Raw genomic sequence first — 26,421 nt, 5'->3', positions numbered from 1 at the left:
CAGATCGGGCGCCGCAATCTTCGCGAGCGACCCGCCGAATTTGCCGACCGCTGTCCGTGCGGCCGATACGATCACTACGTCAGTCATTTCAGTTTCCTTTGGCTACGAATGTTAATGCGGGCTCTTGATGCCCGGCACGCCGAAGCGCACCGTCGAGGCGACGAAAAGCGGCTTACTGGTCACGCTGCAGCACATAGCGGCCAGGCGCCGCTTCGATAACACGGTGTTCCTCCGATCCGGGCGTGGCCGGCGCCTTCAACTTCTTGCCGGCGTAGGCCTGCAGCCAGTTCGTCCAGGTGGGCCACCAGCTTCCCGGCTGCTCGGTCGCGGCGGCGAGCCAGTCGTCCGGATCGGCGGGCAGGGTCTTGGCGTCGGCGTCGATGCTCCAGAAACTGCGCTTGTTCTTCGACGGTGGGTTGATCACCCCCGCGATATGCCCCGACGCGCCCAGCACGAACTTCTGCGGCCCGGTGAGCAGCGGCGCCGATGCATACGCCGACGTCCACGGCACGATGTGATCCTCGCGCGACCCGTAGAGGAACGTCGGCACGTCGATGCGCGTCAGGTCGACCGGTTCGCCGCACGTCTTCAGTTGGTTCGGCACGCGCAGCTTGTTTTCGAGGTACGTGTTGCGCAGATACCAAACGCACATCGGACCCGGCAGGTTCGTCGAGTCGCTGTTCCAGAACAGCAGGTCGAACGCCTGGGGCGTGCGTCCTTTGAGATAGTTATCGACGACGTAGTTCCACACCAGGTCGTTCGGACGCAGATAGGAAAACGTATTCGCGAACTCGATGCCGCGCAGGAGCCCCGGTTGCGCGCCGTTCTTGCCGCCGATGGACTGCTCGCGCATCTGCACGTGCGACTCGTCGATGAAGACGTCAAGCACGCCCGTGTCGGAGAAATCGAGCATCGCGGTGAGAAGCGTCATCGATGCGGCCGGGTGTTCGCCGCGCGCCGCCGCGACCGCGAGCGCGGTGGCGAGGATCGTGCCGCCGATGCAGAAGCCGAGCGTGTTGATCTGCTCGCGGCCGGTGATCTGCTTGACGACTTCGATCGGTTCGAGCACGCCCTCCTGGACGTAGTCGTCCCAGGTCTTGTGCGCGATCGACTGATCGGCGTTACGCCACGACAGGATGAACACCTGATGCCCCGCGTCGAGCGCGTGGCGCACGAGCGAGCTTTCCGGCTGCAGATCGAGGATGTAGAACTTGTTGATGCAGGGCGGCACGATCAGGAGCGGCCGTTCGAACACCTGCGCCGTGCGCGGCTTGTACTGGATCAGTTGCAGCAGCTCGTTCTCATAGACGACCGAGCCTTCCGTCGAACCGATGTTGTGCCCGACTACGAAGCCCGAATCGTCCGACTGCGAGATCTTGCCGCGCTGCATGTCGTTCAGCAGGTTCATCATGCCCTGCCAGAGGCTTTCCCCCTTGCTTTCGATCAGCGCCTTCTGCGCTTCCGGATTGAACGCGAGGAAGTTGCTCGGCGAGGCGGCAGCGGTCCATTGCTGCACGGTGAAGCGGATGCGCTCGCGCGTCTTCGGATCGGTATCGACCGCTTCGGCGAGCTCCTGCAGATAGCGCGCGTTCAGCAGGTACCACGCGGCGGTGAACGCATACGCGGGCGTCGATTGCCACGCCGTCGTGCTGAAGCGGCGATCCTTCAACGCCGCCGGATCGATGTTCTGCGCGCTGGCCTGCTTGAGCAATTCGATCACGTCGCGCGAATAGTTGCTCTGCAATTGCTGAAGACGCTCGGGCGAAATGACGGCGTTCGGCATCGCGGGCATCTGCGACAGCGCGCCGTTGAAGCCGGGAATCGCCTGCATGCCGGGGATCGCGCCCGCGAACTTCGAGAAGTCGGGGATCGTGCCGAGCTTCGTGAAGTCCGGCATCGGCGGGATCGTGAACGGCACCGCGCCGGGCGCGCCGTTCAACGCTGCGAAGGGATTCGAGGCGCTCGGTCCGTTGCCGCCATTCGTCTGCGGAGTTGCCTGCTGGGCGAGCGTCGCCCATTGCGACGGATCGGCGACCGAGCGCCACGCGTTCAACCATTGCTCGAAGACTTGCTGCATGCCTGCCATGTCGGCGGGACCTGCGCTGGCCGATTTCGTATCGGCGGAATCTGAGCGGGAAGTTTGAGAGGATGTTTTAGAGGCAGCCATACCCGCTATTGACCTGTGAGTCTCGAAAGACTGATTGCTGATGCAGGCGCTCGTGCAGGGCTCGCCGGGACAGCGCGCAAGTGTTGCGTCAAGTGCGCGATGGACACCGACCTTGCCACGCCGTGCCTGATTTCGGAATGAATCGGGAACATTCTTGCTCCCGAGCGTCAGGCATGTCAATGCTTTGCCCCGATTTTGCCGCAGTGCGATATTTTTTTAATTATCGTTTTCCCCCATGCGATCGTTGCGCCAATTCGTCCCTCGCACGCGGGCGTCGCCGACCCATCAGATGACGCACGGGCATGTGTCGCGGATATTGCAGCACAACAAAAAAAACGCTCATGCGTTCGGAGATTCGAAGCGCGGGGCGTTATTCGGCGAGCCAGATCATCGCGGCCATGCGGCCGGTGACGCGGTCACGTCGATAGGAGTAGAAGCGCTCGCGCTCCGTCACCGTGCATTGCGTGCCGCCGTGCACGCGCGCGGCATCGATGCCCGCGTCCGCGAGGCGCAGGCGCGCGAGCGCGTAGATGTCGGCGAGGTATTTTCCTTTCGACTGCGTCGCGTTGAAAGCAGCGGCGGTGGCGTCGCGGCGGGTGGCGTCGGCGGTGGATACGAAAGCATCGAGCACGTCCTCGCCGACTTCGAACGCAGACGGCCCGATCGCCGGTCCCATGTATGCATGCAATGCCGAAGGGCTCGCGCCAGCCAACGCAGCGACGCGCCCCGCCGTCTTCTCGACGATCCCCGCCGCTAGTCCGCGCCAGCCCGCGTGCGCGGCGCCGACCGCGCGGCCGGCCTCGTCGCAGAAGAGCACCGGCAGGCAGTCCGCGATCATGACGACGCACACGGCGCCCGGACGATCGGTGACGCTTGCGTCGGCGCGCACCACGTTGCCCGTCGATGGCGCGTTCGCGCACCGGTCGATCACCGCGCCCGCTTCCGCGATATCGGCGCCATGAATCTGTTCGAGCCACGCGGCCGCGGGCGCTTCGGTCAGCGCGAGCAGGCGGCGACGGTTTTCGCGCACGGCATCGGGCGAGTCGCCGGTGTGCAGCCCGAGATTCAAACCGCCCTCGCCCGACTGTCCGCCGCCGTATGGCGCCCCGCTGACGCCGCCGTTTCTCGTCGTGACGAGCGCGCGCACGCGCGACGACACGCGCCACGCCGGCCACAGGCAGTCATCGTTGCGTAGCGTGGCGCGGACGATGCTCATTCTTCGTCATCCTCGTAGTCTTCTTCGTAGTCGTCGTCGATCTCGTAGACCTCGACGAAATCGTCGTCATCGTCGCCGTGGTCCATCTCTTCCTCGCGGCCGAGGCCCAGTTCGGCGGCAAGAATCGACATGTCCTCGGGGACATCGGCGCGCCAGGCGATGTCCTTGCCCGTCACCGGATGAACGAGCCCGAGCCGCCACGCATGCAGCGCCTGGCGCGCGAAGCCGTTCGGCAGCGGCGTGACGGAGCGCTTGCCGCGCGCGTGCCCATAGACGGGGTCGCCGAGCAGCGGATGCCGCGTATGCGCGCAATGCACGCGAATCTGATGTGTGCGCCCGGTTTCGAGATCGCAATGGATCGCCGAGACGGGCTGGCCGTTCCACAGCGCGCGGTCGATGGTGCGAAAGTGCGTGCGCGCGGGCTTGCCCGACGCGCTCTCGACGACCGCCATGCGCGTACGGTCGCGCGGATCGCGACCGATCGGGGCATCGATCGTGCCTTCGTCCGCCATCGTGCCCCACACGAGCGCGACGTAGCGGCGCTTGACGGTACGCGCCTGCAACTGCCGCGTGAGGATGGTCTGCGCCTCGAGCGTGCGCGCGACGACCATCAGCCCCGACGTCTCCTTGTCCAGCCGATGCACGATGCCCGCGCGCGGCAAGCCGGCGGCGGCCTCGCCATACCGGTACAGGAGGCCGTTCAGCAGCGTGCCGCTCCAGTTGCCCGCCGCCGGATGCACGACCATGCCCGCCGGCTTGTTGATGACGACGAGCGCGTCATCCTCGTAGACGATCTCGAGCGGCACCGGCTCCGGCGTGAACGCGAGTTGCTCGGGCAGCAGGTCGGGCACGAGCGTGATCGTGGCGCCGAGCGGCACTGCCTGGCGGATCTTCGCGGGCGCGCCGTCGATCTGCACGCGCTGCGCGTCGATCCACGCCTGCAGGCGGCTGCGTGAGAACTCGGGAAACATCTTCGCGAGGACCTTGTCGAGCCGGTCGCCCGCGTACTCGTCGGGCACGACCGCGACGCGCGGCGTTTCGGCGTCGGCGCGACGCTCGGCGAGCATCGTCGGGACGGTGGTCTCGGGGCCTTCTGCAGACGGCGCGGCAGGCTCTCGGGACATGGCTGAATCGTCCGGGCGTGCGTCGTCGGCCGGTGAGCTTGGGCTATAATCTTTGTTGCGATCTTTGGTACGACTAGTACTTGAGCGGGTCATTTAGACTGAAAGCCGGGAAATAGCTAGGAAATGCAAGCACTGATGCGAGCCCTGAACACCACCAAACAATCGATGCAGAAATCGATCAAGTACCTGGCGCTGGCCGCTGGCGTTGCCATTGTGGCGGGTTGCCACGGCCTGCCCGAGAAGACCGACGAGACGGCAACGTGGAATAACAACAAATTATATACGGAGGCTCAGGACGCGCTTTCCGGCGGCGACTTCGGCAAGTGCGCGAAGTACTTCGAAAGCCTCGAAGGCCGCGACCCGTTCGGCCATTTCGCGCAGCAGGCGCAGATCAACGTCGCGTATTGCAACTGGAAGGACGGCGAAACCGCCAACGCCGACCAGGCCATCGACCGCTTCATCAAGCTGCATCCGGATCACCCGGAAATCTCCTACGCGTATTACCTGAAGGGGATGATCCACTTCAACGACGATCTCGGTCTCTTCGGCCGCTTCTCCGGCCAGGACATGAGCGAGCGCGATCCAAAGTCGCTGCGCGAGTCGTATGACGCATTCAAGGTGGTCGTCGACCGTTATCCGAACAGCAAGTATGCGCCGGATGCCGCGCAGCGCATGCGCTATATCGTGAATGCGCTGGCGTCGCACGAGGTCCATGCCGCCGATTATTACTATCGCCGTGGCGCGTATGTCGCGGCGATCAACCGGGCGCAGCTCGCGATTCGCGAATACAAGAACGCGCCGGCGACCGAAGACGCGCTGCACATCATGATGCTCTCGTACCAGAAGCTCGAGCAGCCGCAACTGGCCGACGACACGAAGCGCGTGCTCGCCGCCACGTTCCCCGACAGCCCGTACGTGACCGGCAAGCGCCGCGCGGGCACGGACAAGCCCTGGTATCAGATCTGGTAAGCACATTATTCGTCACGCAAACAAAAAACCCGGCTCTTCAAAAAGCCGGGTTTTTTTACGCCCTCGATCTACTCCGCCAGATCGGCGGCCGTGCTGTCCGGATCGGCGAAGAACTCGCGCACGACCTCGATTTCCCGCGTGCGCTTGAACGGCGGCAGGCTCTGCCAGATGCGCCGGCCATACGGTTTATCGACGAGACGCGTGTCGCAGATCATCAGCACGCCGCGATCCGTCTCCGCGCGGATCAGCCGCCCCGCGCCCTGCTTGAGCGTGATCACCGCCTGCGGCAACTGATGCACGGCAAACGGGCTCAGCCCCTTCTTCGTCAGTGCTTCGAGCCGCGCCGAGAGCACGGGATCGTCGGGCGGGGCGAACGGCAGCTTGTCGATCACGACGAGCGACAGCGCATCGCCGCGCACGTCGACGCCTTCCCAGAAGCTCTGGCTCCCCACGAGGATCGCGTTGCCGTAAGCGCGAAAACGATCGAGCAGCTCAGTGCGGCTTGCGTCGCCCTGGACCAGCAGCGGGTAATCCCAGCCGCGCCGCTCGATCGTGTCGCGCAGGCGCATCGAGATGCGATCGACCGCTCGCAGCGTCGTGCACAGCACGAACACGCCGCCGCCCGATGCTTCGATCGCGGGCAGCGCCGCTTCAAACACGGCGTCGGTGAATTGCGGCGACGACGGCTGCGGCAAATTCCGCGGCACGTACAGGAGCCCTTGCGTCGGGTAATCGAAGGGGCTCGGCAGCGTCATCGAGCGGCGCGCGTTGAGGCCCATCTGTGCTGCGTAGTGTGTGAAGTCGCCGCGCACCGAGAGCGTCGCCGACGTGAAGATCCACGCGCGCGGCACGCCGGCGCGCTGTTTCGCGAAGATCGGCGCGACGGAAAGCGGCGTCTCGTGCAACTGCACCGTGTGCGAGAAAACTTCGATCCAGCGCACCATTTCGTTCGGATCGGCATTCGCGGCTTCCTTCGCGGTCTCCTCGTCCTCGACGACCGCGCGTTCCGACGATGTCGGCGGCGTCGTCCAGCCCGCGAGCTGGCCCTGCAACTCGCGCGCACGGCGCACGAGCGCCTGCAGCGGTTCGGCGCGTTCAGCGTGCGCCGAGAGCGCGGCGCTCAGCGCATCGAGATGCGTTTCGAGCGTGTCGAGCGCTTCGAAAAGCGGATGATCGTCGGGGAGCTGGCCAAGCGACAGACGCACCGAATCCTCCCGAAACGCGAGCCGCAGGTCGCGCGCGGCGCGTTCAAGCGCGGCGCCGAGCTTGGTCCAGTCGGTGGCATCGCGCGCGTGGCTCAGGCCTTCCGCGACCGAATCGCGCGCGAGTTCGAGGAATTGCGTCGTCGAAACGGTTTCGCCGAAAAAGAGCGTCGCGGTTTCGGGCAACTGATGCGCTTCGTCGAAGACGATCGTGTTCGCCGTCGGCAGCAGTTCGGCCATGCCGGTGTCGCGCAGCATGACGTCGGCGAAAAACAGGTGGTGATTCACGACGACGATATCCGCCTGCTGCGCCTCCTTGCGCGCCTGCATCACGAAACAGTCCTTGTAATGCGGGCATTCCTGGCCGAGACAGTTGTCGCGCGTCGACGTGACCATCGGCCAGACCGGCGAATTCTCGGGCACGCTCGCGAGTCCGGCCTTGTCGCCGGTGCGGGTTATTTTCGCGAACCGGATGATGTCCTGCAGATGCGACGTGTCCTGGCGCGTCGGCAGCCGGCCGTTGTCGGCGGTGCGCTGCAGGTAGTAATGGCACAGGTAATTTGCGCGGCCCTTCAGCATCGCCACCGAAACCGGCACGGCGAGCGCGTCGCGCACGGTCGGGATGTCGCGCTGAAAGAGCTGGTCCTGCAAGTGCTTCGTGCCCGTCGAGACGATCACCTTGCCGCCCCACAGCATCGCCGGGACGAGGTACGCGTAGGTCTTGCCGGTGCCCGTCCCCGCCTCGACGATCAGCGTGTTCTCGCCGCCGTCGACCGCGGCCGTCGCGGTGGCGATGCCCACGTCGTCCGTCTGCTGCTCGACGGGCGACTGTGGCGCATCGGAAGGTCCGAGCTTGCGCGCCGGACGGCGCTGCGCCTCGAACATCACGGGCTCGGGCATCGCGCGGCCGGACGCTTCCATCGCGGCGGCGACGGCGCGCGCCATGTCGATCTGCGACGCGCGCGAGCGATAGCCGTCGATCGCGCGGGCAAGCAGGCCCTCGGCGGAGAAGATGGAATCGAGTTCGGCGCGGCGCTTGTCGGCGAGGACGAGCGTGGCCGGGCCATCGGCGATGGCGGCAGCGCTGTTTGAAGGCGATGAACGGACGGGAGAATTCAAGGCAAGCGATTCCTGCTAATGCCGGTACGCGCGCCGCCTGGCGGTGAACGCGACGCTCAGTGCGCGTCCGGCTCCAGTTGCAATTGCAACAGGATGATGGTGTCTTTCACCTTGAGCTTGCGCTTTTTGAGACGCCGCAGCTCGAGATCGTTGATGCCGGGCACGCTCGCCATCTTGCCGATCAGGCTGTCGAGGCCGTGATGCTCGGTCTGCAATTGCGCGATGCGATCGCGGATCGTGCCTGCATCCACGGCTACGGCTGGCGCTGTGGTCAAACGCTGTTGCATGCTCGCCTCCTCACACTACGCGCGGCGCCGCGTCGAAAACGGCATCGCCCGAGGTTGCTGTCCGGCTCGAAGGTGCTACTTGTTCTGCTGCTGTTGCTGTTGTTGCTGTTTGATCTGCTGCTGCTGACGCTGCTGTTCCTGCTGGGCCTCGAGCGCGCGCTGCTGCTGTTTCGCCGCAGCCTCTTTCTGGCGCGCTTCGACTTCCGCCTGGTGCAGAGCCGCCTGGCGCTGCTTTTCCTCGTAGCGCTGCGCCTTGTCATCGCGATCGCGCGCGTCCTGCGCGCCGCGGGCGCGCGCATCGTCGAGCTGCTTCTGGTAGTCGGCCTGCTTCTTCTGGTACGCGGCTTCGTTCGCGGCGCGCTGCGGCGCCTCGGCGTTGCGCTGCGCCGCCGCCAGATCGCTCTGACGCTGCTTCTCGGCAAACGATGTCTCGTTCGCCTTCTCGTTCGTGGCGCGCTGCGGCGCTTCCGCCTCGTATTGCGCGCGCTTGATCGCCGTCTGCTGGTCGCGTTCGCTCGCGTGCTGGGCGCGCTGTTCGTCGTCGAGCGCGAGCTGCTGCTTTCGAATGTCTTGGCGCTCGAAGCGCATTTCGTCGCGCGCCTTGTTGAGACAGTGATTCACGAAAAACGTGCTATAGCAGTTGTGCTGCGCGACGCCATACCGGTAGTTGTTTTCCTCGCTGCGGAGGCTCAGTACTTTCTGCCGTTGCGCAAACTCGTTCTCGACAGGGGCATCGACAGCATCGCCGAGCGGCTTCGCGGTGACCGACGTGGTGGCGTCGATCGGCTTGGGCGTTTGCGCCGACACCGCCTGCGACGACATCAAGAGCACCGCCGATACAGCCAGCGCCACCACCCGCCACGGGGAACCGACATGCACGTGAGGAAACGAACCCGAAGACAAAGCGACGGCGGTTTTCGACGCGCTCGCGGACGATGCGCTCGGCAGGACGTGGTTAAGGCGGGAGGTCGGCAACGTGATGGGCAAGCAGCTTGAACGATCCCGAAATTCTATCACCGCGCGCCGGAGCGCCCCGGCATTTATGGCAAAATGCCCCGCTTCACCAACCCGGCCGACGTGCTCGCGCCCTCAATACTCGCGCGCTCCCGCGCGAGTCCGGATCGCGCGACGCCAACGCCCTTGATGAGCCAGCAGGCAGTGCAGAAACCCATGACGGAAACCGTAGCACTCAAGATCGTCCAGCGCATCGCCAGCGAGTTGACCGTTCAGCCGCGTCAGGTCGCCGCGGCCGTGCAACTCCTCGATGAAGGCTCAACCGTTCCGTTCATCGCCCGGTATCGCAAGGAAGTGACCGGCAATCTCGACGATACGCAACTGCGCAATCTCGAAGAACGGCTCCTGTATCTGCGCGAGCTCGAAGACCGCCGCGCGTCGATCCTTCACAGCATCGACGAGCAGGGCAAGCTCACCGGCGAACTGCGCGCCGCTATCGAAGGCGCCGACAGCAAGCAGGTCCTCGAAGACCTCTATCTCCCCTACAAGCCAAAGCGCCGCACGCGCGCGCAGATCGCCCGCGAAGCCGGGCTCGAGCCGCTCGCACAGGCGCTCCTCGCCGATCCGAAGCTCGATCCGCAAGCCGAAGCCGCGAAGTTCGTCGATGCCGAGAAAGGCGTCGCGGATGTAAAGGCCGCGCTCGACGGCGCCCGCGACATTCTCTCCGAGCAGTTCGGCGAGACGGCGGAAATCCTCGGCCGGCTGCGCGACTACCTGTTCAACCAAGGCCGCGTGATGTCGACGGTGGTCGATGGAAAACAGAGCGAAGAAGGCGAGAAGTTCCGCGATTACTACGAGTACAGCGAGACGATTCGCACCGTGCCGTCGCACCGCGCGCTCGCGCTCTTTCGCGGACGCAATGCCGGCGTGCTGATGGTCAAGCTGGGCTTGGGCGACGAACTCGACGCGCAAGTGCCGCATCCGGGCGAAGCGATGATCGCGCATCATTTCGGCATCGCGAATCAGGGGCGTCCGGCCGACAAGTGGCTTTCCGACGTCTGCCGCTGGTGCTGGCGCGTAAAGGTGCAGCCGAGCATCGAAAACGATCTGTTGACGCAATTGCGCGAAGAAGCCGAAGCCGAGGCGATCCGCGTGTTCGCGCGCAACCTCAAGGACCTGCTGCTCGCGGCTCCCGCCGGCCCGAAAGCCGTGATCGGACTCGATCCGGGCCTGCGCACGGGCGTGAAAGTCGCGGTGGTCGATCGGACGGGCAAGGTGCTCGCCACCGATACCATCTACCCGCACGAGCCGCGCCGCGACTGGGACGGCTCGCTCGCGAAGCTCGCGCGCATCGCCGCGCAGACGCAAGCGGAACTGATCAGTATCGGCAACGGCACCGCATCGCGCGAAACCGACAAGCTCGCGAGCGAACTCATCGCGAAGCATCCGGAGCTGAAGCTGCAGAAGATCGTGGTGTCGGAAGCGGGTGCGTCGGTGTATTCGGCGTCCGAGCTAGCCGCGAAAGAGTTTCCCGACCTCGACGTGACGCTGCGCGGTGCCGTATCGATCGCGCGGCGTCTGCAGGACCCGCTCGCCGAACTCGTCAAGATCGATCCGAAGGCGATCGGCGTCGGCCAGTATCAGCATGACGTGAACCAGCGCGAACTCGCGCGCTCGCTCGATGCGGTCGTCGAGGATTGCGTGAACGCGGTCGGCGTCGATGCGAATACGGCGTCGGTCGCCCTGCTCGCCCGCGTGTCGGGGCTCAACGCGACGCTCGCGCGCAATATCGTCGAGTTTCGCGACGCGAACGGGCCGTTCCCGTCGCGCGAGCATCTGAAAAAGGTGCCGCGTCTCGGCGATAAAACGTTCGAGCAGGCCGCCGGCTTCTTGCGCATCAACAACGGCAGCAATCCGCTCGACCGCTCGTCGGTGCACCCGGAGGCGTATCCGGTCGTCGAGCGGATTCTCGCGAAGATCAACAAGCACGTCGCCGATGTGCTCGGCAAGCGCGAGGCGCTCTCGGGCCTGTCGCCGGCGGAATTTGTCGACGATCGCTTCGGTCTTCCGACCGTGCGCGACATTCTCTCCGAGTTGGAGAAGCCGGGCCGCGATCCGCGTCCCGAATTCAAGACGGCGACGTTCCGCGAAGGCGTCGAGAAAATCTCGGACCTCACGCCGGGCATGGTGCTGGAAGGCGTCGTGACGAACGTGGCGGCGTTCGGCGCGTTCGTCGATATCGGCGTGCATCAGGACGGGCTCGTGCACGTCTCGGCGATGTCGACCAAGTTCATCAAGGACCCGCACGAAGTCGTGAAGGCAGGGCAAGTCGTGAAGGTCAAGGTGGTGGAGACCGACGTGAAACGCCAGCGTATCGCGCTGACGATGCGTCTCGACGACGACTTCGCCGCTGCGGGCTCGGCGGGTGGAGCGACGGGCGGCTCGCAGCGCGGCGCTCAGGACAGGCGTGGCGGTGGCGGCGGCGGCAATCGCGACGTGCGTGGCAATAGCGGCCGTCGCGAGACGGAGCCGTCCGGCGCGATGGCGGCGGCTTTCGCGAAACTCAAGCGATAGCGCGACACGCTTCGGACAAGACAAAAGGCCGTTCCAGTCAACTGGAACGGCCTTTTGTCATTAATCTACCGCGAATCCTTGTTCTGCCACTTCCTGCCCTCGATCGACCCTGCCCTGCGAGTCTTCTCGACGCGCCGCTGACGCGCCATCTTCGGATCGACCTTCAGCGGCCGGTAAATCTCTACACGATCGTGATTTGCAAGCACTGCGCCGAGCGGACTGATCTTGCCGTACACGCCCACTTTCTGCGCATCGACATCGATTTCCGGATGGCGCTGCAAAACACCGCTCGCATCGATGGCCTGCCGCACGGTCGCGCCGTCGGACAGATCGATCGTCGCAAGAAAACTCTGCCCCTCGGGCAAGCCGTAACATACTTCGATCCGCATGCTCATGCCTTCCCGTACTTCTGGTCCGCGCGCTTGACGAACGAATCGACGAACGTGTTCGCGATATGGCTGAACACCGGCCCGATGAGCTTCTCCAGGATGATGTTGGAAAATTCGTAATGCAGCGCAAATTCGATCTTGCAGGCATCGGCCCGAAGCGGCGTGAAGCGCCAGTAGCCGGTGAACTTCTTGAAAGGACCGTCCATGAACTCCATATCGATACTGGTCGGCCGCTTTTGCGTGTTGCGCGTCGCGAAATGCTGCTTGATTCCCTTGAAGCTGATGTCGATCTTGGCTTCCATGCCGGTCTCGTCCTGGCGGCGAATCTCGACGCCGCCGCACCACGGCAGGAAATTGGGGTAGTCGGCAACGTCGGTGACGAGGTCGAACATCTGCTCCGCCGAATGGCGGATCAAAACGGTTTTCTGAACATCTGCCATAAAGGGCGCAACATGTGGCAAGAGTGGGAAGCATCGCGGCCGCTTCTTCAGACCTTATCGGGCGGGGCCTTGGGCTCCGTTCGACGCCGCGCTGCTAAAATCAGGATTTTAAACGAGTTGGGCACTTTCCATTCATGAGCATCATAGACAACAGAAAAGCCTTCTTCGATTATTTCATCGAAGACCGCTATGAGGCCGGGCTCGTGCTCGAAGGGTGGGAAGTCAAGGCCATCCGAGCCGGCCGCACGCAGATCAAGGAAGGCTACGTCATGATCCGCGACGGCGCGCTGTATCTGATCGGCGCGCACATCAGCCCGCTGCCGGAAGCGTCGACGCACATCAATCCCGATCCGGTGCGCACGCGCAAGCTCCTGCTGCATGCGGAAGAGATTTCGAAGCTCATCAGCAAGGTCGAGCAGCGCGGCCATACGCTCGTGCCGCTCAATCTTCATTACAAAGGCGGCCGCGTGAAATGCGAGATCGGCCTCGCCAAGGGCAAGAAGATGCACGACAAGCGCGAAACCGAAAAGAAACGCGACTGGGAACGCGAAAAGGCGCGCATCATGCGCGGCGCGACGAAGTAACCATTGCGTTGGCAATGAAAACGGGGCGTTGACTGCTTGAGTCAACGCCCCGTTGTCTTTTGAAGCTTCTTCAGCTCTTGCGGATGACGCCGCCGGCGTCGCCCTTCACGATCGCCAGCGCCGACGCGATCATCGATCCCATGTCCGACAGATTGCCCGGCACGATCAGCGTGTTGCCCTGTTTCGCGATGTTGCCGAAAGCGCCGACATACTGCTCCGCGATCTTCAGGTTCACCGCCTCCATCCCGCCGCCGCTCTGGATCGCCGCGCCGACCTTCGCGATTGCCTGCGCGTTCGCCTCGGCAACAGCCAGAATCGCCGACGCCTGTCCCTGCGCCTGATTGATCGCCGCCTGCCGCTCGCCTTCCGACTTATGGATCGCCGCCTCGCGCGCGCCCCACGCGAGATTGATCTGCTCCTGCTTGCGCCCTTCCGATGCCGCGATCACCGCGCGCTTCTCACGCTCGGCGGTGATCTGCGCCTGCATCGCGTGGAGGATTTCCTTCGGCGGCGTCAGATCCTTGATTTCGTAGCGCAGCACCTTCACGCCCCAGTTCGACGCCGCTTCGTCGAGCGCCGTCACGATGCTGTGGTTGATGTAGTCGCGTTCCTCGAACGTCTTGTCGAGTTCAAGCTTGCCGATCACCGAGCGCAGCGTGGTCTGCGACAACTGCGTGATCGCGTAGACGAAATTGCTCGATCCATACGACGCCTTCATCGCGTCGGTGACCTGGAAGTAAAGCACGCCATCGACCTGCAACTGCGTGTTGTCACGCGTGATACAGACCTGGCTCGGCACTTCGAGCGGAATCTCCTTGAGCACATGCTTGTAGGCCACGCGATCGATGAACGGCAGCACGATCGTGAGGCCGGGCGTGAGTGTCGTGTGATAGCGGCCGAGCCGCTCCAGGACCCACGCGTGCTGCTGCGGCACGATCTTGATGGTCTGCGCGGCGATCACGATCACGATCACCAGCAGGATTGCCCCGACGATAGTTACATCCATCTCTTCACTCCTTTGTTATCAACGCTTCGCCGCCACGACGAGCCGATTGCCCTGCATCGCCATTATCTGGTACCAGCGCGCGCCTTCCGTTTCGCCGGGCGCGAGTTCGACGTCCCATTCCGCCCCGCGATACATCGCGCGCGCATGGCCCTCGTGCCATTCGTTCACCTGCAGCGTCTCGCCGATGTCGAGGTTCACGCCCGCATCGCGCGAGGCATCGCGGCGCTTCCAACTGCCAAAGCGCGAGCGCCTGAGTACGATAACCGCGACGAGCGCCACCAGCGCGGCCACCGCCAGTTCGATGGCGAGCGACGCGCCCGCCCAATGCGCGAGCCCGCCCGCGATGAAACCGAGCGCGATCATCAGCAGATAGAACGTGCCCGTGAACAGCTCCATCACCACGAGCGCGCCGGCTGCGATCCACCAGAAAAGTCCGCTTGCGGCCATGCCAGTCTCCAAACGAAAACACCCCGGAATATCCGGGGTGTTTATAGCACGGCAACCGTCTCGAAAAGGCTATCGAAAGGCCGCCATGAGCTGCCTGCTTACTTGTTCAAGGCTTTGGCAAGCGTCTGCCACGTATCGATGATCGTGTCCGGATTCAGCGACATCGACTTGATGCCTTCCTTCGCGAGCCATTCGGCGAGGTCCGGATGATCCGACGGACCCTGCCCGCAAATACCGACGTACTTGTCCAGCCGCAGGCACGTTTCGATCGCGCGCTTGAGCATGAACTGCACGGCCGGATCGCGTTCGTCGAAATCGATGGCGAGCAGTTCCATGCCCGAGTCGCGGTCGAGGCCGAGCGTGAGCTGCGTAAGGTCGTTCGATCCGATCGAGAAGCCGTCGAAGAATTGCAGGAACTCTTCGGCCAGAATCGCGTTCGACGGCACTTCGCACATCATGATCAGCTTCAGGCCGTTCACACCGCGCTTCAGGCCAAACTTCTCCAGCAGCCCGACCACGCGTTCCGCTTGCTTGAGCGTCCGCACGAACGGCACCATGATCTCGACGTTATCGAGCCCCATCTCCTCGCGCACCTTCTTCAGCGCGATGCATTCCATCTGGAACGCTTCGGCGAAGTCGTCGGAGATGTAGCGCGACGCGCCGCGGAAACCGAGCATCGGATTTTCTTCGTCCGGCTCGTAGCGCGAACCGCCGATCAGTTTCTTGTACTCGTTCGACTTGAAGTCCGACAGACGCACGATCACGGGCTTCGGATAGAACGCCGCCGCGATCGTGGCAATGCCTTCGGTCAGCTTGTCGACGTAGAACGCACGCGGCGACGCGTGACCGCGCGCGACGCTTTCCACGGCCTTCTTCAGATCCGAATCGATGTTCGGATATTCGAGGATCGCCTTCGGATGGACGCCGATGTTGTTGTTGATGATGAACTCGAGCCGCGCGAGGCCGACGCCCGCGTTCGGCAGTTGCGAGAAATCGAACGCGAGCTGCGGATTGCCGACGTTCATCATGATCTTGACCGGAATCTCGGGCAGTTCGCCGCGCTGCACTTCGGTCACTTCAGTTTCGAGCAGGCCGTCGTAAATCTTGCCTTCGTCGCCTTCCGCGCACGAAACCGTCACGAGCGCGCCTTCCTTCAGCACGTCGGTGGCGTCGCCGCAGCCGACCACCGCCGGCACGCCGAGCTCACGCGCGATGATCGCCGCGTGGCAGGTCCGCCCGCCACGATTGGTGACGATCGCCGAGGCGCGCTTCATCACCGGCTCCCAGTTCGGGTCGGTCATGTCGGCGACGAGCACGTCGCCCGGCTGCACGCGTTCCATTTCCGACGGATCGTGGATCACGCGCACGGGACCCGCGCCGATCTTCTGGCCGATCGCGCGGCCGGTCGCGAGCACGTTCGACTGCCCTTTCAGCTTGAAGCGCATCTCGGCCTTGCCGGCCGCCTGGCTCTTCACCGTCTCGGGGCGCGCCTGCAGGATGAAGATCTTGCCGTCGCGGCCGTCCTTGCCCCACTCGATGTCCATCGGACGCTGATAGTGCTTTTCGATGATCACGGCGTACTTCGCGAGCTCGATCACGTCTTCGTCGGAGATCGAGAAGCGGTTGCGCTGCTCGTGCGGCACGTCAACGGTCTTCACGCGGCCTTCTTCGCCTGCCTTGGTGAATTCCATCTTGATCAGTTTGGAACCGATCGAGCGGCGGATGATTGGGTACTTGTCCTGCGCGAGCGTGGTCTTGAAGACGTAGAACTCGTCCGGGTTCACGGCGCCCTGCACGACCGTTTCGCCGAGACCATAGCTCGACGTGATGAACACGGCTTCCTTGAAGCCCGACTCGGTGTCGAGCGTGAACATGACGCCGGCCGCGCCCACGTCCGAGCGGACCATGCGCTGCACGCCCGCCGACAGCGCGACTTCAGCGTGGGTAAAACCCTTGTGGACGCGATAGGAGATGGCCCGGTCGTTATACAGCGACGCGAAGACGTGCTTCATACGGTCGAGCACTTCTTCGATGCCGACCACGTTCAGATAGCTTTCCTGCTGACCGGCGAACGACGCGTCCGGCAAGTCCTCGGCGGTCGCCGACGAGCGCACGGCGAACGAAAGCTCTTCGGGCGAGCTGTTTTGCAGCGTGTCGAAACCCTTGCGGATTTCTTCTTCGAGACGCGGCTGCATCGGCGCATCGACGATCCACTGGCGAATTTCCTTGCCTGCAACGGCGAGGGCCTTCACGTCGTCGACGTCGAAGAGTTCGAGGCGCTTCGCGATGCGCTCGGTCAGATTGTTGTGATTGAGGAAATCGCGAAAGGCGAGCGCCGTGGTGGCGAAACCCGTCGGCACGCGCACACCAGCGTTGGCCAACTGACTGATCATCTCGCCGAGCGACGCGTTCTTGCCGCCGACGATTTCAACATCGGTCATTCGCAACTGCTCGAATGGAACTACATACGCCTGATCCTTTGCGACATCTTTCGCAACATTGACTGCGTTGTTCATACAAGCCCCTAAGGTGGATGGAATTCACGATCATGCAAGTGGGCTCTCATGCGGCGGCGTTCATTGAAAACGCGTGCCGCATCTTGCACAACCTGTTTGATGAGCTATCGCAAAATAGTCCGGCGCGGATAAAAACGTCCGGCAGACGATGCGCCGATTCGGCCAGAATATGCTCGAATCGAGGACAATTTGCAGGAAAACTGCGCGAATCCCGGTAAAATCAACGAGATTCGTTATCAAATTGTTCGCAATTGCTTATCAAACAGGTTGCCGCTATTCTACCGTGCTGGCTCTCGAAAATGTTTCGGCAGCGCACCCAGCACGGTGAAATCGACGTCTTCCTGGCGTGTACGGTGCGCCGGCGCACACCGCCCTAGCCTTAAGCTTTTAGCCCGCACTCAATGGACAGCGTATTGATTTGAGCGCGCCCGCCCACTCTCGTTCCCCTTTTTTCCGATGCCGCCATCCGTATTCATCGTTTCCGACGGTACCGGGATCACTGCCGAAACCTTCGCGCACTCGATCCTCTCCCAGTTCGACCAGAAATTCCGGCTCGTGCGCGTGCCATTCGTCGATTCGAGCGACAAGGCGCATGCGACGGTTGCGAAGATCAACGAGGCGGTGTCGCTCGACGGGCGGCGTCCGATCGTCTTCACGACCTTGGTCAACAGCCAGTCGAACGAGATCGTGAAGGCGTCGAATGCGCTCGTGCTCGACATGTTCCAGACGTTCATTGAGCCGCTGGAACACGAACTGGACATCAAGTCGACGCACGCGATGGGGCGCGTGCACCAGAACGCCGATACGGAGGAGTACAAGAACCGCATCGAGGCGATCAATTTTTCGCTCGCCCACGACGACGGCCAGTCGAACCGCAACCTGACCGACGCCGACGTGATCCTGGTGGGCGTCTCGCGCAGCGGCAAGACGCCAACGAGCCTCTATCTCGCAATGCAATACGGCGTGAAAGCGGCGAATTACCCGCTGATCCCGGAAGATTTCGAGCGCGGCAAACTGCCGACGCCGCTTCTGGACCATCGCGAAAAGATGTTCGGTTTGTCGATCGATCCGCAGCGGCTTTCGGAAATCCGCAACGAGCGGCGGCCGGGCAGCAAGTACGCGGCGCTGGAGAATTGCCGCTACGAGATCAACGAAGCGGAAATGATGATGAAGCGCGAGGGGATAAAATGGCTTTCCTCGACGCACAAGTCGATCGAGGAAATCGCGACGACCATCCTGCAGGAAATCAAGCTGGAGCGGCCGTCGTATTACTAGAACGAGAGCCTATTTGCCGCGCTGCTGGCGGCATTGCTCGAAAAGACACACGGCGGCTGCGGCCGCGACATTCAGGGATTCCATGCCGCCCGGCTGCGGAATGGTCACGCGATGCGTCACGGCATCGCGCCAAGCCTGCGACACCCCCGCCCCTTCATTGCCGAACACCCACGCGAGCTGGCCCGACAGGTCGCAGTCGTAGAGCGCCTTTGCGCCGTGGGAATCGGTGATCGTGACCGGTACGTCGAGCCGCGCGATCAAATCGGCGGGCTCGGCGTCCTCGAAAATATTCAGCAGGAAATGCGCGCCCATCCCGGAGCGCAATACCTTCGACGACCACGCGTACGCCGTCCCGGGAGCGCAAAACACGTTCTGGATGCCTGCCGCCGCCGCGCTCCGCAGGATCGAACCGACGTTGCCCGCGTCCTGCACGCCGTCGAGCACGACGCAGGTCGTCGTGACGCGTTCCGGTATCGGCGTTTCGATTTTCTCGACGAGCAGCAGCATTCCGACGCCATGCACGACGCTCGAAAGCTGGCCGAAGAGTGCATCGGGCAGCGTGTGGACGCGCTTCTCTTCGATCCGCGCGACGATCGCCCGCGCCTCCTCGTGTGCGAGCGCGCCTTCGGTGACGATGCACGTTTCCGGCTGCCCGGCCGCGTCGAGATACGCCGACGCGAGATGCAGGCCCTCGAGCAGCGCGTGGCCGCTGCGGCGCTGCTGCGCGGTCGAACCGGCGAGCGCCTTCAGGCGCTTGTAGAGCGGATTGTCCCGCGAGGTAATGGCTTTCACGTTGGGAGGGTCAGAAGGCGCGGGCGTCCGGATCCTGATCGGCCGTGACGGCCGCCTGGATCACTTCGGGCGAGATTTCGGGCAGCACGATGCCGAAACGCGCGTGCGCCTCGCGCACCGGCGCAAACGAGCGCCGGTGATGCTCGCATGGCCCGTGGTCGCGCAAGGCGGCCAGGTGCTGCGGCGTGCCGTAGCCGGCGTGGGCGTTGAAACCGTAGACGGGATGCGTCTCGTGCAGTTGCAACAGCATGCGGTCGCGCGTGACTTTCGCGAGGATCGACGCCGCCGAAATCTGCGCGACGAGTGCGTCGCCGCCGATAACGGCTTCCGAGCGGATCGCGAGGATCGGGCAGCGGTTGCCGTCGATTTTGACCAGCGTCGGTGTCACCGACAGCCCTTCGACCGCGCGTTTCATCGCGAGCATGGTCGCGTGGAGGATATTGAGCGTGTCGATTTCCTCGACAGTCGCCGACGCAACGTAATACGCCAGCGCCCGGTCGACGATCTTCTCGTACAGTTCTTCGCGCTTCTTGGCGCTGAGGACCTTCGAGTCGTCGAGGCCGCGGATCTTCGGTTTTGCCGGATCGAAGATCACCGCCGCCGCGACGACCGGCCCGGCCAGCGGCCCGCGCCCCGCTTCGTCGACGCCGCAAATCACGTCGAACGGCGAGTCGAAATTCAGGCCGCGCTGCTTGGACGACGTGCCTTTCACCGCGGCCTCCGGGTTTCGAGCACCGTCGCGACAGCTTCCGCTGCCCGCTGCGCCGTGTTCTGCCGCAACGCCAGGTGCATTTCCGTGAAGATTTCCGTGAGCGTACGTCGGTTCGCGTCGTCGTTCAACTGCTTCAGCGTGGCGTCGGCAAGTGCTTCGGGCGTCGCGAAATGCTGCAGGATTTCCGGCACGACGAAGCGCCCCGCCAGAATGTTCGGCAAGCCGACGTAGGGCAGATAACCCTGCCGTCTCATGATCTGGCCCGTGAGCCAGGGCACCTTGTACGAAATGACCATCGGCTTTTTCAGCAGCGCCGCTTCCAGTGTCACCGTGCCACTTTTCACGAGAATGGCGTCGGCGGCGGTCATCGCGGTTTGCGCATCGCCAACGGTAATCGTCAGGTTCAGCCGCGGATGCGCCTCGACGAGCGGCTGCAGCAACTCGCGCAGCGCCGCGTTGGCCGCTGGCACCAGAAAGCGCACGCCGGGTTCGCGCTGCTGCATCAGCTCCATCGCGTCGAAAAACGTCGGGCCGATCAGCGCGATCTCCGAGCGGCGGCTGCCCGGCAGCACCGCGATTACCGGACCGCCTTCGGCCAGGCCAAGTTCGCGGCGCGCGCCCAATGTGTCCGGCTCGATCGGGATTTCGTCGGCGAGCGGATGGCCGACGTAGGTCGCCGCGACGCCCGCCTTCTCCATCAGCGCGATCTCGAACGGAAACACGCAGAGCATGTGATCGACCGCTTTCACGATCTTCTTGATGCGCCCGCCGCGCCACGCCCAGATCGACGGACACACGAAATGCACCGTCGGAATGCCCGCGTCGCGCAGCGCGTGCTCGAGCCCGAAATTGAAATCGGGCGCATCGACGCCGACGAACACCGACGGCGGCTCGGCCAGCAATTGCCGCTTCAGCTCGTTGCGGATGCCGAGAATCTCGGGAATGTGCCTGAGCGCTTCGACGTAGCCGCGCACGGTCAACTTGTCCATCGGCCAGTGAGCGTCGAAGCCGGCGGCCGTCATGCGCGGGCCGCCGATGCCGCTATAGTGCGTCGCGGCCGGCAGCCGCTCCTTGAGCCCGCCAAGCAGCGACGCCGCGAGCAGGTCGCCGGACGGCTCGCCCGCGACCATCGAGACGCGCAAGGGATTGGGTAACAGCGTCATTCAGGCGGCCGGTCAGCGGATGATGCCGCGCTGCGACGTCGCGATGAAATCGGAAAACGCGGTGACGGGCGCGTCGCCGTCGCCGCCGGCCGTCGCCAGTTCGCGCAACTGTGCCTTCGCCTCTTCGAGCGACAAACCGCTCTTGTAGACGACGCGGTACGCCGCACGCAACGCCGAAATCGCCTCGGCGGAAAAACCGCGCCGGCGCAAGCCTTCGACGTTGATGCCGTGCGGCTCCGCCTTGTTGCCCGCCGCGATCACGAACGGCGGCACGTCCTGCACGAGCGCCGAGGCGCCGCCGAGCATGGAATGCGCGCCGATGCGCACGAACTGGTGCACGCCCGACATGCCGCCGACGATCGCGTGATCGCCCACCGTCACGTGGCCCGCCAGTTGCGCGTTGCTCGACATGATCACGTTGCTGCCAAGCCGGCAGTCGTGGCCGATGTGCACGTACGCCATGATCCAGCAGTCGTCGCCGACCGACGTCAGGCTTGCGTCCTGCACGGTGCCGGTGTGGATCGTCGTGAATTCGCGGATCGTGTTGCGGTTGCCGACTTCGAGCCGCGTCGGCTCCTCCTTGTACTTCATGTCCTGCGGACGACCGCCGACCGACGCGTAATGGCCGATGCGGTTGTCTTCGCCGATCGTCGTGTGGCCTTCGATCACGCTATGCGAGCCGATGGTCGTGCGCGCGCCGATCACGACGTGCGGGCCGACGATCGCGTAGGGCCCGACTTCAACGGATGCGTCGAGCTGAGCGCCCGGCTCGATGATCGCGGTAGGGTGAATCTTGCTCATGCGCCCTCGCCTTGTGTTCTGTTCGTTTCGTCCGATGCTTTTGAAGCGTCGAAATTCGCTTTAAGCCTCGGTCCCGGTGTTCTTCACGGTGCACATGAGCGTGGCTTCCGCAGCGACCGCGCCCTCGACTTCGGCGCGCGCCTTGAATTTCCAGATGCCGCGCATGTACCGCTCGAACTCGACGTTCAGGATCAACTGGTCGCCCGGCTCCACGACACGCTTGAAACGCGCCCCGTCGATGCCGACGAAGTAGTAGAGCGTCGTTTCCGGATCGTGCGGTTCTTCCGCGAACGTCAGCAGCGCGGCCGTCTGCGCGAGCGCCTCGAGGATCAGCACGCCGGGCATCACGGGACGCGTCGGGAAGTGACCCTGGAAATACGGCTCGTTGATCGACACGTTCTTGAGCGCTTTGATGCTCTTGTGCGGCTCGAGTTCGAGCACACGATCCACGAGCAGGATCGGATACCGATGCGGCAGCAACGTGAGAATCTTGTGGATGTCGAGGTTGATTTTTTCTGTGCTCATGGTCGTTCTGCTCGCGCGCCTGTTAAGCGCGGATGTTGACTGCGGGCCGCGCACGCGGCCCGCCGGGGATGCTGATGTCTCGTTCGCGGCTCGAACCGGCCCGCTTTCGGGGTGACGCTGCTGGCTATTCGCCGTCGCGCTTGTCGAGCGCGGCTTCGAGCGCCTTGATTCGGTCGCGCAGTTTGTCGAGATTGCGCACGAGCGCCGCGCTCTTGTTCCAGTCGGCGTGATTCACGGCCGGGAAGGCGCTCGTGTACATGCCGGGCTTCGTGAGCGATTTCGACACGCCCGACTGCGCCGTCACGATCACGTAGTCCGCGAGCGTCACGTGGCCCGCGATGCCCACCGCGCCGCCGATCATGCAGTGCCGCCCGATGTTCGTGCTGCCCGCAATGCCCGCGCAGCCCGCGATCACCGTGAACGCGCCGATCCGGCAGTTGTGCCCGATCTGCACGAGATTGTCGATCTTCACGCATTCCTCGATGATCGTGTCAGCCATCGCGCCGCGATCGATCGTGGTGTTCGCACCGATTTCGACGTCCGCGGCGATATCGACCGCGCCCACCTGCGGGATCTTCACCCAGCTACCGGTGCGCGCCTCGCCCTCGCCGACGAAGTCCGGCGCGAAGCCGAAACCGTCCCCGCCGATCACCGCGCCCGCGTGCACGATCACGCGCGCGCCGAGCTTGCAGCCGTGATATACGGTGACGTTCGGGTACAGATGGACGTCGTCGCCGAGCTTCACGCCCCGGCCGATCACGACGCCCGCGTCGAGCTTCACGCGCTCGCCGATCACCGCGCCCGCTTCCACCGACACGTGCGCGCCAATCACGGCGCTCGCCGCGACCTTTACGGACGGATCGATCGATGCGCTCGGATGCACGCCGGGTCTGGCGGGCGGCGTAGCGAGGTCGATGAACGCCTGCGCGACGCGCGCGAAGTAAGCGTAGGGATTCGGCGTGACGATGAAGTTAAGGCCCTCGCGGGCCATCACTTTTTCGCGATCCGCGGGTGAAATCAGGACCGCGCCCGCTCGCGTCGTCTCGACTTGCGGCAGATATTTCTGATTCGCGAGAAACGCAAGCTGCGCGGGACCGGCCTTGTCGAGCGGCGCCAGGCTGCCGACCCGATGCGCCGCATCGCCGGCGATCTCGCCGCCGAAGCGCTTGATCAACTCGGCGAGCGTGATCGTCATGCCCGGTTCAGTGCCTGATGCCATGCGTGTGTGGCTCCTGATCAGTTCGCGCTGCTGGCGGCAAGTGCCTTCAGCACCTGATCGGTGATATCGATGCGCGGGCTCACGTACACCGCCTCCTGCACGATCAGGTCGTAATGCTGCTGCTCGGCGATCTGCTTGATGACCTTGTTCGCGCGATCCAGCACCGCCGCGAGTTCTTCGTTGCGGCGCTGGTTCAGGTCCTCGCGGAATTCACGCTGCTTGCGCTGGAAGTCGGCATCCAGTTGCGACAGATCGCGCTGACGCGCGGCGCGGTCGGTCGCCGACATCGACGGACCGTTTTTGTCCATGCCGTCCGACATCGTCTTCAGGCGCTGGGCCATTTCCTGCAACGCCTTGTCGCGCTTCGAAAACTCCTGCTCGAGCTTCGTCTGCGCCGCTTTCGCCGCCGCCGATTCGCGCAGGATGCGGTCGGAATTGACCGCCGCGATCCGGGCTGACGGGATGTCCTGGGCATTCGCCGCAGAAACGCCCGAGAAGCCGATCATCATCGAAAGCGCCAGGGCCAATCCCACATGTTTCGAAAGCTTACCGGTTCGCAAAGTCTTCCTCACGTTACTAGAGTGCAGAAACGAGTCACGCATCACGTCAGAATGCCGTGCCGATCTGGAACTGGAACTTCTGGTACTGGTCGCCTTCATGTTTCTGCAGCGGGAAGCCCAGGCTCAGCTTGAGCGGGCCGATCGGCGAGATCCACGCGAGACCGAAACCGTAGCCGTAGCGCAGGCCGTTCGAACCGCCGGCCGTGCCGCCCTGGCCCGGATCGCCCCAGACGTTACCGCCGTCAAGGAACGTGAAGACGCGCAGCGTGCGGTCGTAGCCCGTGCCCGGCAGCGGGAACGTCAGTTCGATGTTACCCACCGCCATGCGCGAGCCACCGATCGGGTCGTTCGTCTTGCCGTCGCGCGGACCGAGCGAGCTCGGCTCGTAGCCGCGCACCGAACCGATACCGCCGGCGTAGTAGTTCTTGAAGATCGGATACGTCTGGCCCTGCAGCCCTTTGCCGTAACCGCCCTGCAGGTTGAAGCCGAGCACGAAACCGCGCGCGAACGAGTAGTAATACTGGAACTGCGCGTCGAACTTGCCGTACGTCGTGCCGCCGAGCGGCGTGCCGTATTCGGCGTTCGTCTGCACGTAGTAGCCGCGGCTCGGTACCAAGGCGCTGTCGCGATTGTCGCGCGACCAGCCGACCGTCAACGGAATGTTGTTTACGACGCGGCCGAATTCATTCACGTAGTTTCGGTAGGCTTCCGGCGTGTTCTGGTCGACGTCCATCGTGTTCTGCTCGATGCCGGCACCGAAATACACGGTGTCCTGCTCGGAGAACGGGATGCCGAACTTCGTATCGAAGCCCATCGTGACGATCTTGAAGCTCGAATCCGTCGAGTAGTACAGCGGCTGGTACGTGCGGTAGTACGCGTCGGTGATGCGCTTGATGCCGTCGATTGTGAAGTACGGATCGACCTGCGTCACCGTCAGCGTGCGGTACGTCTTCGCGGTGTTCACGTTGACCGCGAGGCTCGTACCGGAACCGAACACGTTGTCCTGCGACACGCCCGCAGAGAGCACCACTTTGTCCGTGGACGAGAAGCCGGCGCCCAGCGTGATCGCGCCGGTCGGCTTTTCCGCGACCTTCACATCCACGTCGACCTGGTCGTTCGTGCCTTCGACCGGCAGCGTGGTGACATCGACGTCGGTAAAGTAGCCGAGGCGGTTCACACGATCCTTCGAGAGCGCGAGACGGCTCGAATCGAACCACGAGCTTTCGAGCTGGCGCATTTCGCGACGCACGACTTCGTCGCGCGTACGCGTGTTGCCCACGATATTCACGCGGCGCACATACACGCGGCGGCTCGGATCGACTTGCAGCGTGAGGTCGACGGTATGGTTCGCCTGATCGATCTGCGGCTGCGCGTTGACCTGCGCGAACGCGTAGCCGTACTCGCCGAGCTTGTCGACGATCGCTTTCGTGGTCGCCTGCAGCTTTTCGGCTGAGAAACGCTCGCCCGGCTTGATCTTGATCAGCTTGGTGAGCTCGGCTTCGCGATCGAGCAAATTGCCCGCGAGCTTGATGCTGTTCACCTTGTACGGCTCGCCTTCGTGCAGCGCGACCGTCAGGTACATGTCCTTCTTGTCCGGCGAGATCGACACCTGCGTCGAGTCGATGCTGAATTCGAGGTAGCCGCGATTCAGGTAATACGAGCGGACGTTCTCGAGGTCGCCCGTCAGCTTTTCCTTCGCGTACAGATCGTTCTTCGTGTACCAGGAGAACCAGTTCGGCGTGGAAAGCTGCATTTCGTCGCGCAGCGTGCTCGTGCTGATCGCGTTGTTACCGATGAAGTTGATCTGGCGGATCTTCGCGCTCGGGCCTTCCGCAACCGAGAACAAGATCGACACGCGATTGCGGTCGACCGGTGTCACCGTCGTCGTCACTTCGGCCGCGTAGTAGCCGCGTGTCAGGTACTGACGCTTGAGTTCCTGCTCCGCGCGATCGACGAGCGCCTTGTCGTACGAGCGGCCTTGCGACAATCCGACCGAGCGCAATGCCTTCGTCAGATTGTCCTTTTCGAATTCATGCAGACCGGCGAAGTCGATCTGCGAGATGGCCGGACGTTCCTGCACCTGCACCACGACGACATTGCCTTCGGTCGCAATCTGCACGTCGTTGAAGAAGCCCGTTGCGTAGAGCGCGCGAATCGCTTCGGATGCCTTGTCGTCGGTGAACGTGTCGCCTTGCTTGATCGGCAGGTAGGCGAAGACGGAACCCGGTTCGATGCGCTGGAGACCGTCGATCCGGATATCCTGCACGACAAAAGGCGTGGTCGCGTGTGCCGCCATGCCGGTTGCGGCCAGTGCCGCGGCCACAGCCGTCTTAGGAACAAAGCGATGAGGTTTGAACAACGTGCTTCCCCAGTGTTAAAG

General features: G+C 63.7%; 23 protein-coding genes. 4 read left to right on the top strand and 19 right to left on the bottom strand.

Annotated features, from left to right (window positions below):
- Nucleotides 1–172: 172 nt before the first annotated feature.
- The 3 genes from phaC to AWB67_RS20255 form a co-directional block, all read right to left on the bottom strand.
- Nucleotides 173–2,167, bottom strand: a complete 1,995-nt coding sequence (gene phaC, locus AWB67_RS20265; protein ID WP_200822266.1) for a class I poly(R)-hydroxyalkanoic acid synthase — start codon at nt 2,165–2,167, stop codon at nt 173–175.
- Nucleotides 2,168–2,537: 370 nt separating this feature from the next.
- Nucleotides 2,538–3,383, bottom strand: a complete 846-nt coding sequence (gene pgeF / locus AWB67_RS20260) for a peptidoglycan editing factor PgeF (RefSeq protein ID WP_087658014.1) — start codon at nt 3,381–3,383, stop codon at nt 2,538–2,540.
- On the bottom strand, nt 3,380–4,600 hold the full coding sequence (locus tag AWB67_RS20255; protein WP_087658013.1) for an RluA family pseudouridine synthase: 1,221 nt from the start codon (nt 4,598–4,600) through the stop codon (nt 3,380–3,382). The genes pgeF and AWB67_RS20255 overlap by 4 nt, the downstream gene beginning before the upstream one ends.
- 42 nt (nt 4,601–4,642) lie before the next feature.
- Between AWB67_RS20255 and AWB67_RS20250 the strand changes: the two genes are divergently transcribed.
- Nucleotides 4,643–5,476 carry an outer membrane protein assembly factor BamD gene (locus tag AWB67_RS20250; protein WP_200822268.1) on the top strand — a complete coding sequence of 278 codons (834 nt, stop codon included), beginning with the start codon at nt 4,643–4,645 and terminating at the stop codon, nt 5,474–5,476.
- A 68-nt stretch (nt 5,477–5,544) separates the two neighbouring features.
- Here the strand turns inward: AWB67_RS20250 and yoaA are convergent, their stop codons facing one another.
- The 3 genes from yoaA to AWB67_RS20235 form a co-directional block, all read right to left on the bottom strand.
- A complete protein-coding gene (yoaA, locus tag AWB67_RS20245) occupies nt 5,545–7,797 on the bottom strand; it encodes a DNA repair helicase YoaA (protein WP_200822265.1) in 2,253 nt (750 codons plus the stop codon).
- A gap of 56 nt (nt 7,798–7,853) precedes the next feature.
- The gene (locus tag AWB67_RS20240; RefSeq protein ID WP_200822264.1) at nt 7,854–8,084 is read right to left on the bottom strand and encodes a DUF465 domain-containing protein; all 231 of its coding nucleotides are present in this window, start codon (nt 8,082–8,084) and stop codon (nt 7,854–7,856) included.
- A gap of 75 nt (nt 8,085–8,159) precedes the next feature.
- The gene (locus AWB67_RS20235) at nt 8,160–8,963 is read right to left on the bottom strand and encodes a flotillin family protein (protein WP_235025233.1); all 804 of its coding nucleotides are present in this window, start codon (nt 8,961–8,963) and stop codon (nt 8,160–8,162) included.
- 291 nt (nt 8,964–9,254) lie between these two features.
- Here AWB67_RS20235 and AWB67_RS20230 point away from each other — a divergent pair, with 291 nt between their 5' ends.
- On the top strand, nt 9,255–11,612 hold the full coding sequence (locus tag AWB67_RS20230; RefSeq protein ID WP_087658020.1) for a Tex family protein: 2,358 nt from the start codon (nt 9,255–9,257) through the stop codon (nt 11,610–11,612).
- Nucleotides 11,613–11,677: 65 nt separating this feature from the next.
- Here the strand turns inward: AWB67_RS20230 and AWB67_RS20225 are convergent, their stop codons facing one another.
- Nucleotides 11,678–12,001 carry an RnfH family protein gene (locus AWB67_RS20225; RefSeq protein ID WP_374729836.1) on the bottom strand — a complete coding sequence of 108 codons (324 nt, stop codon included), beginning with the start codon at nt 11,999–12,001 and terminating at the stop codon, nt 11,678–11,680.
- A gap of 2 nt (nt 12,002–12,003) precedes the next feature.
- Entirely contained in the window at nt 12,004–12,441 is a 438-nt protein-coding gene (locus AWB67_RS20220) for a type II toxin-antitoxin system RatA family toxin (RefSeq protein WP_087658009.1), read from the bottom strand.
- Nucleotides 12,442–12,575: 134 nt separating this feature from the next.
- Between AWB67_RS20220 and smpB the strand changes: the two genes are divergently transcribed.
- Nucleotides 12,576–13,025, top strand: a complete 450-nt coding sequence (gene smpB, locus AWB67_RS20215) for an SsrA-binding protein SmpB (RefSeq protein WP_087658008.1) — start codon at nt 12,576–12,578, stop codon at nt 13,023–13,025.
- Between the two features lie 70 nt (nt 13,026–13,095).
- Here the strand turns inward: smpB and AWB67_RS20210 are convergent, their stop codons facing one another.
- The 3 genes from AWB67_RS20210 to ppsA all read right to left on the bottom strand — a co-directional run bounded on the left by AWB67_RS20210 (nt 13,096) and on the right by ppsA (nt 16,994).
- Nucleotides 13,096–14,031 carry an SPFH domain-containing protein gene (locus AWB67_RS20210; protein ID WP_087658007.1) on the bottom strand — a complete coding sequence of 312 codons (936 nt, stop codon included), beginning with the start codon at nt 14,029–14,031 and terminating at the stop codon, nt 13,096–13,098.
- Between the two features lie 18 nt (nt 14,032–14,049).
- Nucleotides 14,050–14,478 (bottom strand): NfeD family protein, encoded by a 429-nt coding sequence (locus tag AWB67_RS20205; protein WP_087658006.1) that lies wholly within the window; start codon nt 14,476–14,478, stop codon nt 14,050–14,052.
- A 98-nt stretch (nt 14,479–14,576) separates the two neighbouring features.
- A complete protein-coding gene (ppsA, locus tag AWB67_RS20200; RefSeq protein WP_087658005.1) occupies nt 14,577–16,994 on the bottom strand; it encodes a phosphoenolpyruvate synthase in 2,418 nt (805 codons plus the stop codon).
- A gap of 456 nt (nt 16,995–17,450) precedes the next feature.
- On the opposite strand from ppsA, the gene ppsR reads away from it, so the two are divergent.
- Nucleotides 17,451–18,269 (top strand): posphoenolpyruvate synthetase regulatory kinase/phosphorylase PpsR, encoded by an 819-nt coding sequence (gene ppsR, locus AWB67_RS20195; RefSeq protein WP_087658004.1) that lies wholly within the window; start codon nt 17,451–17,453, stop codon nt 18,267–18,269.
- Nucleotides 18,270–18,278: 9 nt separating this feature from the next.
- Here ppsR and AWB67_RS20190 read toward each other — a convergent pair whose 3' ends face one another.
- The 8 genes from AWB67_RS20190 to bamA all read right to left on the bottom strand — a co-directional run bounded on the left by AWB67_RS20190 (nt 18,279) and on the right by bamA (nt 26,400).
- The gene (locus AWB67_RS20190; protein WP_087658003.1) at nt 18,279–19,061 is read right to left on the bottom strand and encodes a TrmH family RNA methyltransferase; all 783 of its coding nucleotides are present in this window, start codon (nt 19,059–19,061) and stop codon (nt 18,279–18,281) included.
- Between the two features lie 10 nt (nt 19,062–19,071).
- On the bottom strand, nt 19,072–19,773 hold the full coding sequence (gene rnhB, locus AWB67_RS20185) for a ribonuclease HII (protein WP_087658002.1): 702 nt from the start codon (nt 19,771–19,773) through the stop codon (nt 19,072–19,074).
- Entirely contained in the window at nt 19,770–20,936 is a 1,167-nt protein-coding gene (lpxB, locus tag AWB67_RS20180) for a lipid-A-disaccharide synthase (protein WP_087658001.1), read from the bottom strand. The genes rnhB and lpxB overlap by 4 nt, the downstream gene beginning before the upstream one ends.
- 12 nt (nt 20,937–20,948) lie before the next feature.
- Nucleotides 20,949–21,737 (bottom strand): acyl-ACP--UDP-N-acetylglucosamine O-acyltransferase, encoded by a 789-nt coding sequence (lpxA, locus tag AWB67_RS20175; RefSeq protein WP_087658000.1) that lies wholly within the window; start codon nt 21,735–21,737, stop codon nt 20,949–20,951.
- A 60-nt stretch (nt 21,738–21,797) separates the two neighbouring features.
- On the bottom strand, nt 21,798–22,262 hold the full coding sequence (gene fabZ / locus AWB67_RS20170; RefSeq protein WP_087657999.1) for a 3-hydroxyacyl-ACP dehydratase FabZ: 465 nt from the start codon (nt 22,260–22,262) through the stop codon (nt 21,798–21,800).
- A gap of 124 nt (nt 22,263–22,386) precedes the next feature.
- Nucleotides 22,387–23,457, bottom strand: coding sequence for a UDP-3-O-(3-hydroxymyristoyl)glucosamine N-acyltransferase (gene lpxD / locus AWB67_RS20165; protein ID WP_087658019.1), 1,071 nt, complete (start codon nt 23,455–23,457; stop codon nt 22,387–22,389).
- 41 nt (nt 23,458–23,498) lie between these two features.
- Nucleotides 23,499–24,041 (bottom strand): OmpH/Skp family outer membrane protein, encoded by a 543-nt coding sequence (locus AWB67_RS20160; RefSeq protein WP_087657998.1) that lies wholly within the window; start codon nt 24,039–24,041, stop codon nt 23,499–23,501.
- Between the two features lie 46 nt (nt 24,042–24,087).
- Nucleotides 24,088–26,400 (bottom strand): outer membrane protein assembly factor BamA, encoded by a 2,313-nt coding sequence (gene bamA, locus AWB67_RS20155; protein ID WP_087657997.1) that lies wholly within the window; start codon nt 26,398–26,400, stop codon nt 24,088–24,090.
- Nucleotides 26,401–26,421 lie beyond the last annotated feature (21 nt).

The organism is Caballeronia terrestris (assembly GCF_001544515.1).
Taxonomy (GTDB): Bacteria; Pseudomonadota; Gammaproteobacteria; order Burkholderiales; family Burkholderiaceae; genus Caballeronia; species Caballeronia terrestris.
The sequence above is the reverse complement of the archived record's forward strand: the minus strand, read 5'-3'. Positions and strand labels throughout refer to the sequence as shown.

Coding starts and splice junctions, on each gene's coding strand:
- phaC (WP_200822266.1), bottom strand. CDS start 2,167: ATGGCTGCCTCTAAAACATCCTCTCAAACTTCCCGCTCAGATTCCGCC.
- pgeF (WP_087658014.1), bottom strand. CDS start 3,383: ATGAGCATCGTCCGCGCCACGCTACGCAACGATGACTGCCTGTGGCCG.
- AWB67_RS20255 (WP_087658013.1), bottom strand. CDS start 4,600: ATGACCCGCTCAAGTACTAGTCGTACCAAAGATCGCAACAAAGATTAT.
- AWB67_RS20250 (WP_200822268.1), top strand. CDS start 4,643: ATGCGAGCCCTGAACACCACCAAACAATCGATGCAGAAATCGATCAAG.
- AWB67_RS20240 (WP_200822264.1), bottom strand. CDS start 8,084: ATGCAACAGCGTTTGACCACAGCGCCAGCCGTAGCCGTGGATGCAGGC.
- AWB67_RS20230 (WP_087658020.1), top strand. CDS start 9,255: ATGACGGAAACCGTAGCACTCAAGATCGTCCAGCGCATCGCCAGCGAG.
- AWB67_RS20225 (WP_374729836.1), bottom strand. CDS start 12,001: ATGCGGATCGAAGTATGTTACGGCTTGCCCGAGGGGCAGAGTTTTCTT.
- AWB67_RS20220 (WP_087658009.1), bottom strand. CDS start 12,441: ATGGCAGATGTTCAGAAAACCGTTTTGATCCGCCATTCGGCGGAGCAG.
- smpB (WP_087658008.1), top strand. CDS start 12,576: ATGAGCATCATAGACAACAGAAAAGCCTTCTTCGATTATTTCATCGAA.
- AWB67_RS20210 (WP_087658007.1), bottom strand. CDS start 14,031: ATGGATGTAACTATCGTCGGGGCAATCCTGCTGGTGATCGTGATCGTG.
- AWB67_RS20205 (WP_087658006.1), bottom strand. CDS start 14,478: ATGGCCGCAAGCGGACTTTTCTGGTGGATCGCAGCCGGCGCGCTCGTG.
- ppsA (WP_087658005.1), bottom strand. CDS start 16,994: ATGAACAACGCAGTCAATGTTGCGAAAGATGTCGCAAAGGATCAGGCG.
- ppsR (WP_087658004.1), top strand. CDS start 17,451: ATGCCGCCATCCGTATTCATCGTTTCCGACGGTACCGGGATCACTGCC.
- lpxB (WP_087658001.1), bottom strand. CDS start 20,936: ATGACGCTGTTACCCAATCCCTTGCGCGTCTCGATGGTCGCGGGCGAG.
- lpxA (WP_087658000.1), bottom strand. CDS start 21,737: ATGAGCAAGATTCACCCTACCGCGATCATCGAGCCGGGCGCTCAGCTC.
- fabZ (WP_087657999.1), bottom strand. CDS start 22,262: ATGAGCACAGAAAAAATCAACCTCGACATCCACAAGATTCTCACGTTG.
- lpxD (WP_087658019.1), bottom strand. CDS start 23,457: ATGACGATCACGCTCGCCGAGTTGATCAAGCGCTTCGGCGGCGAGATC.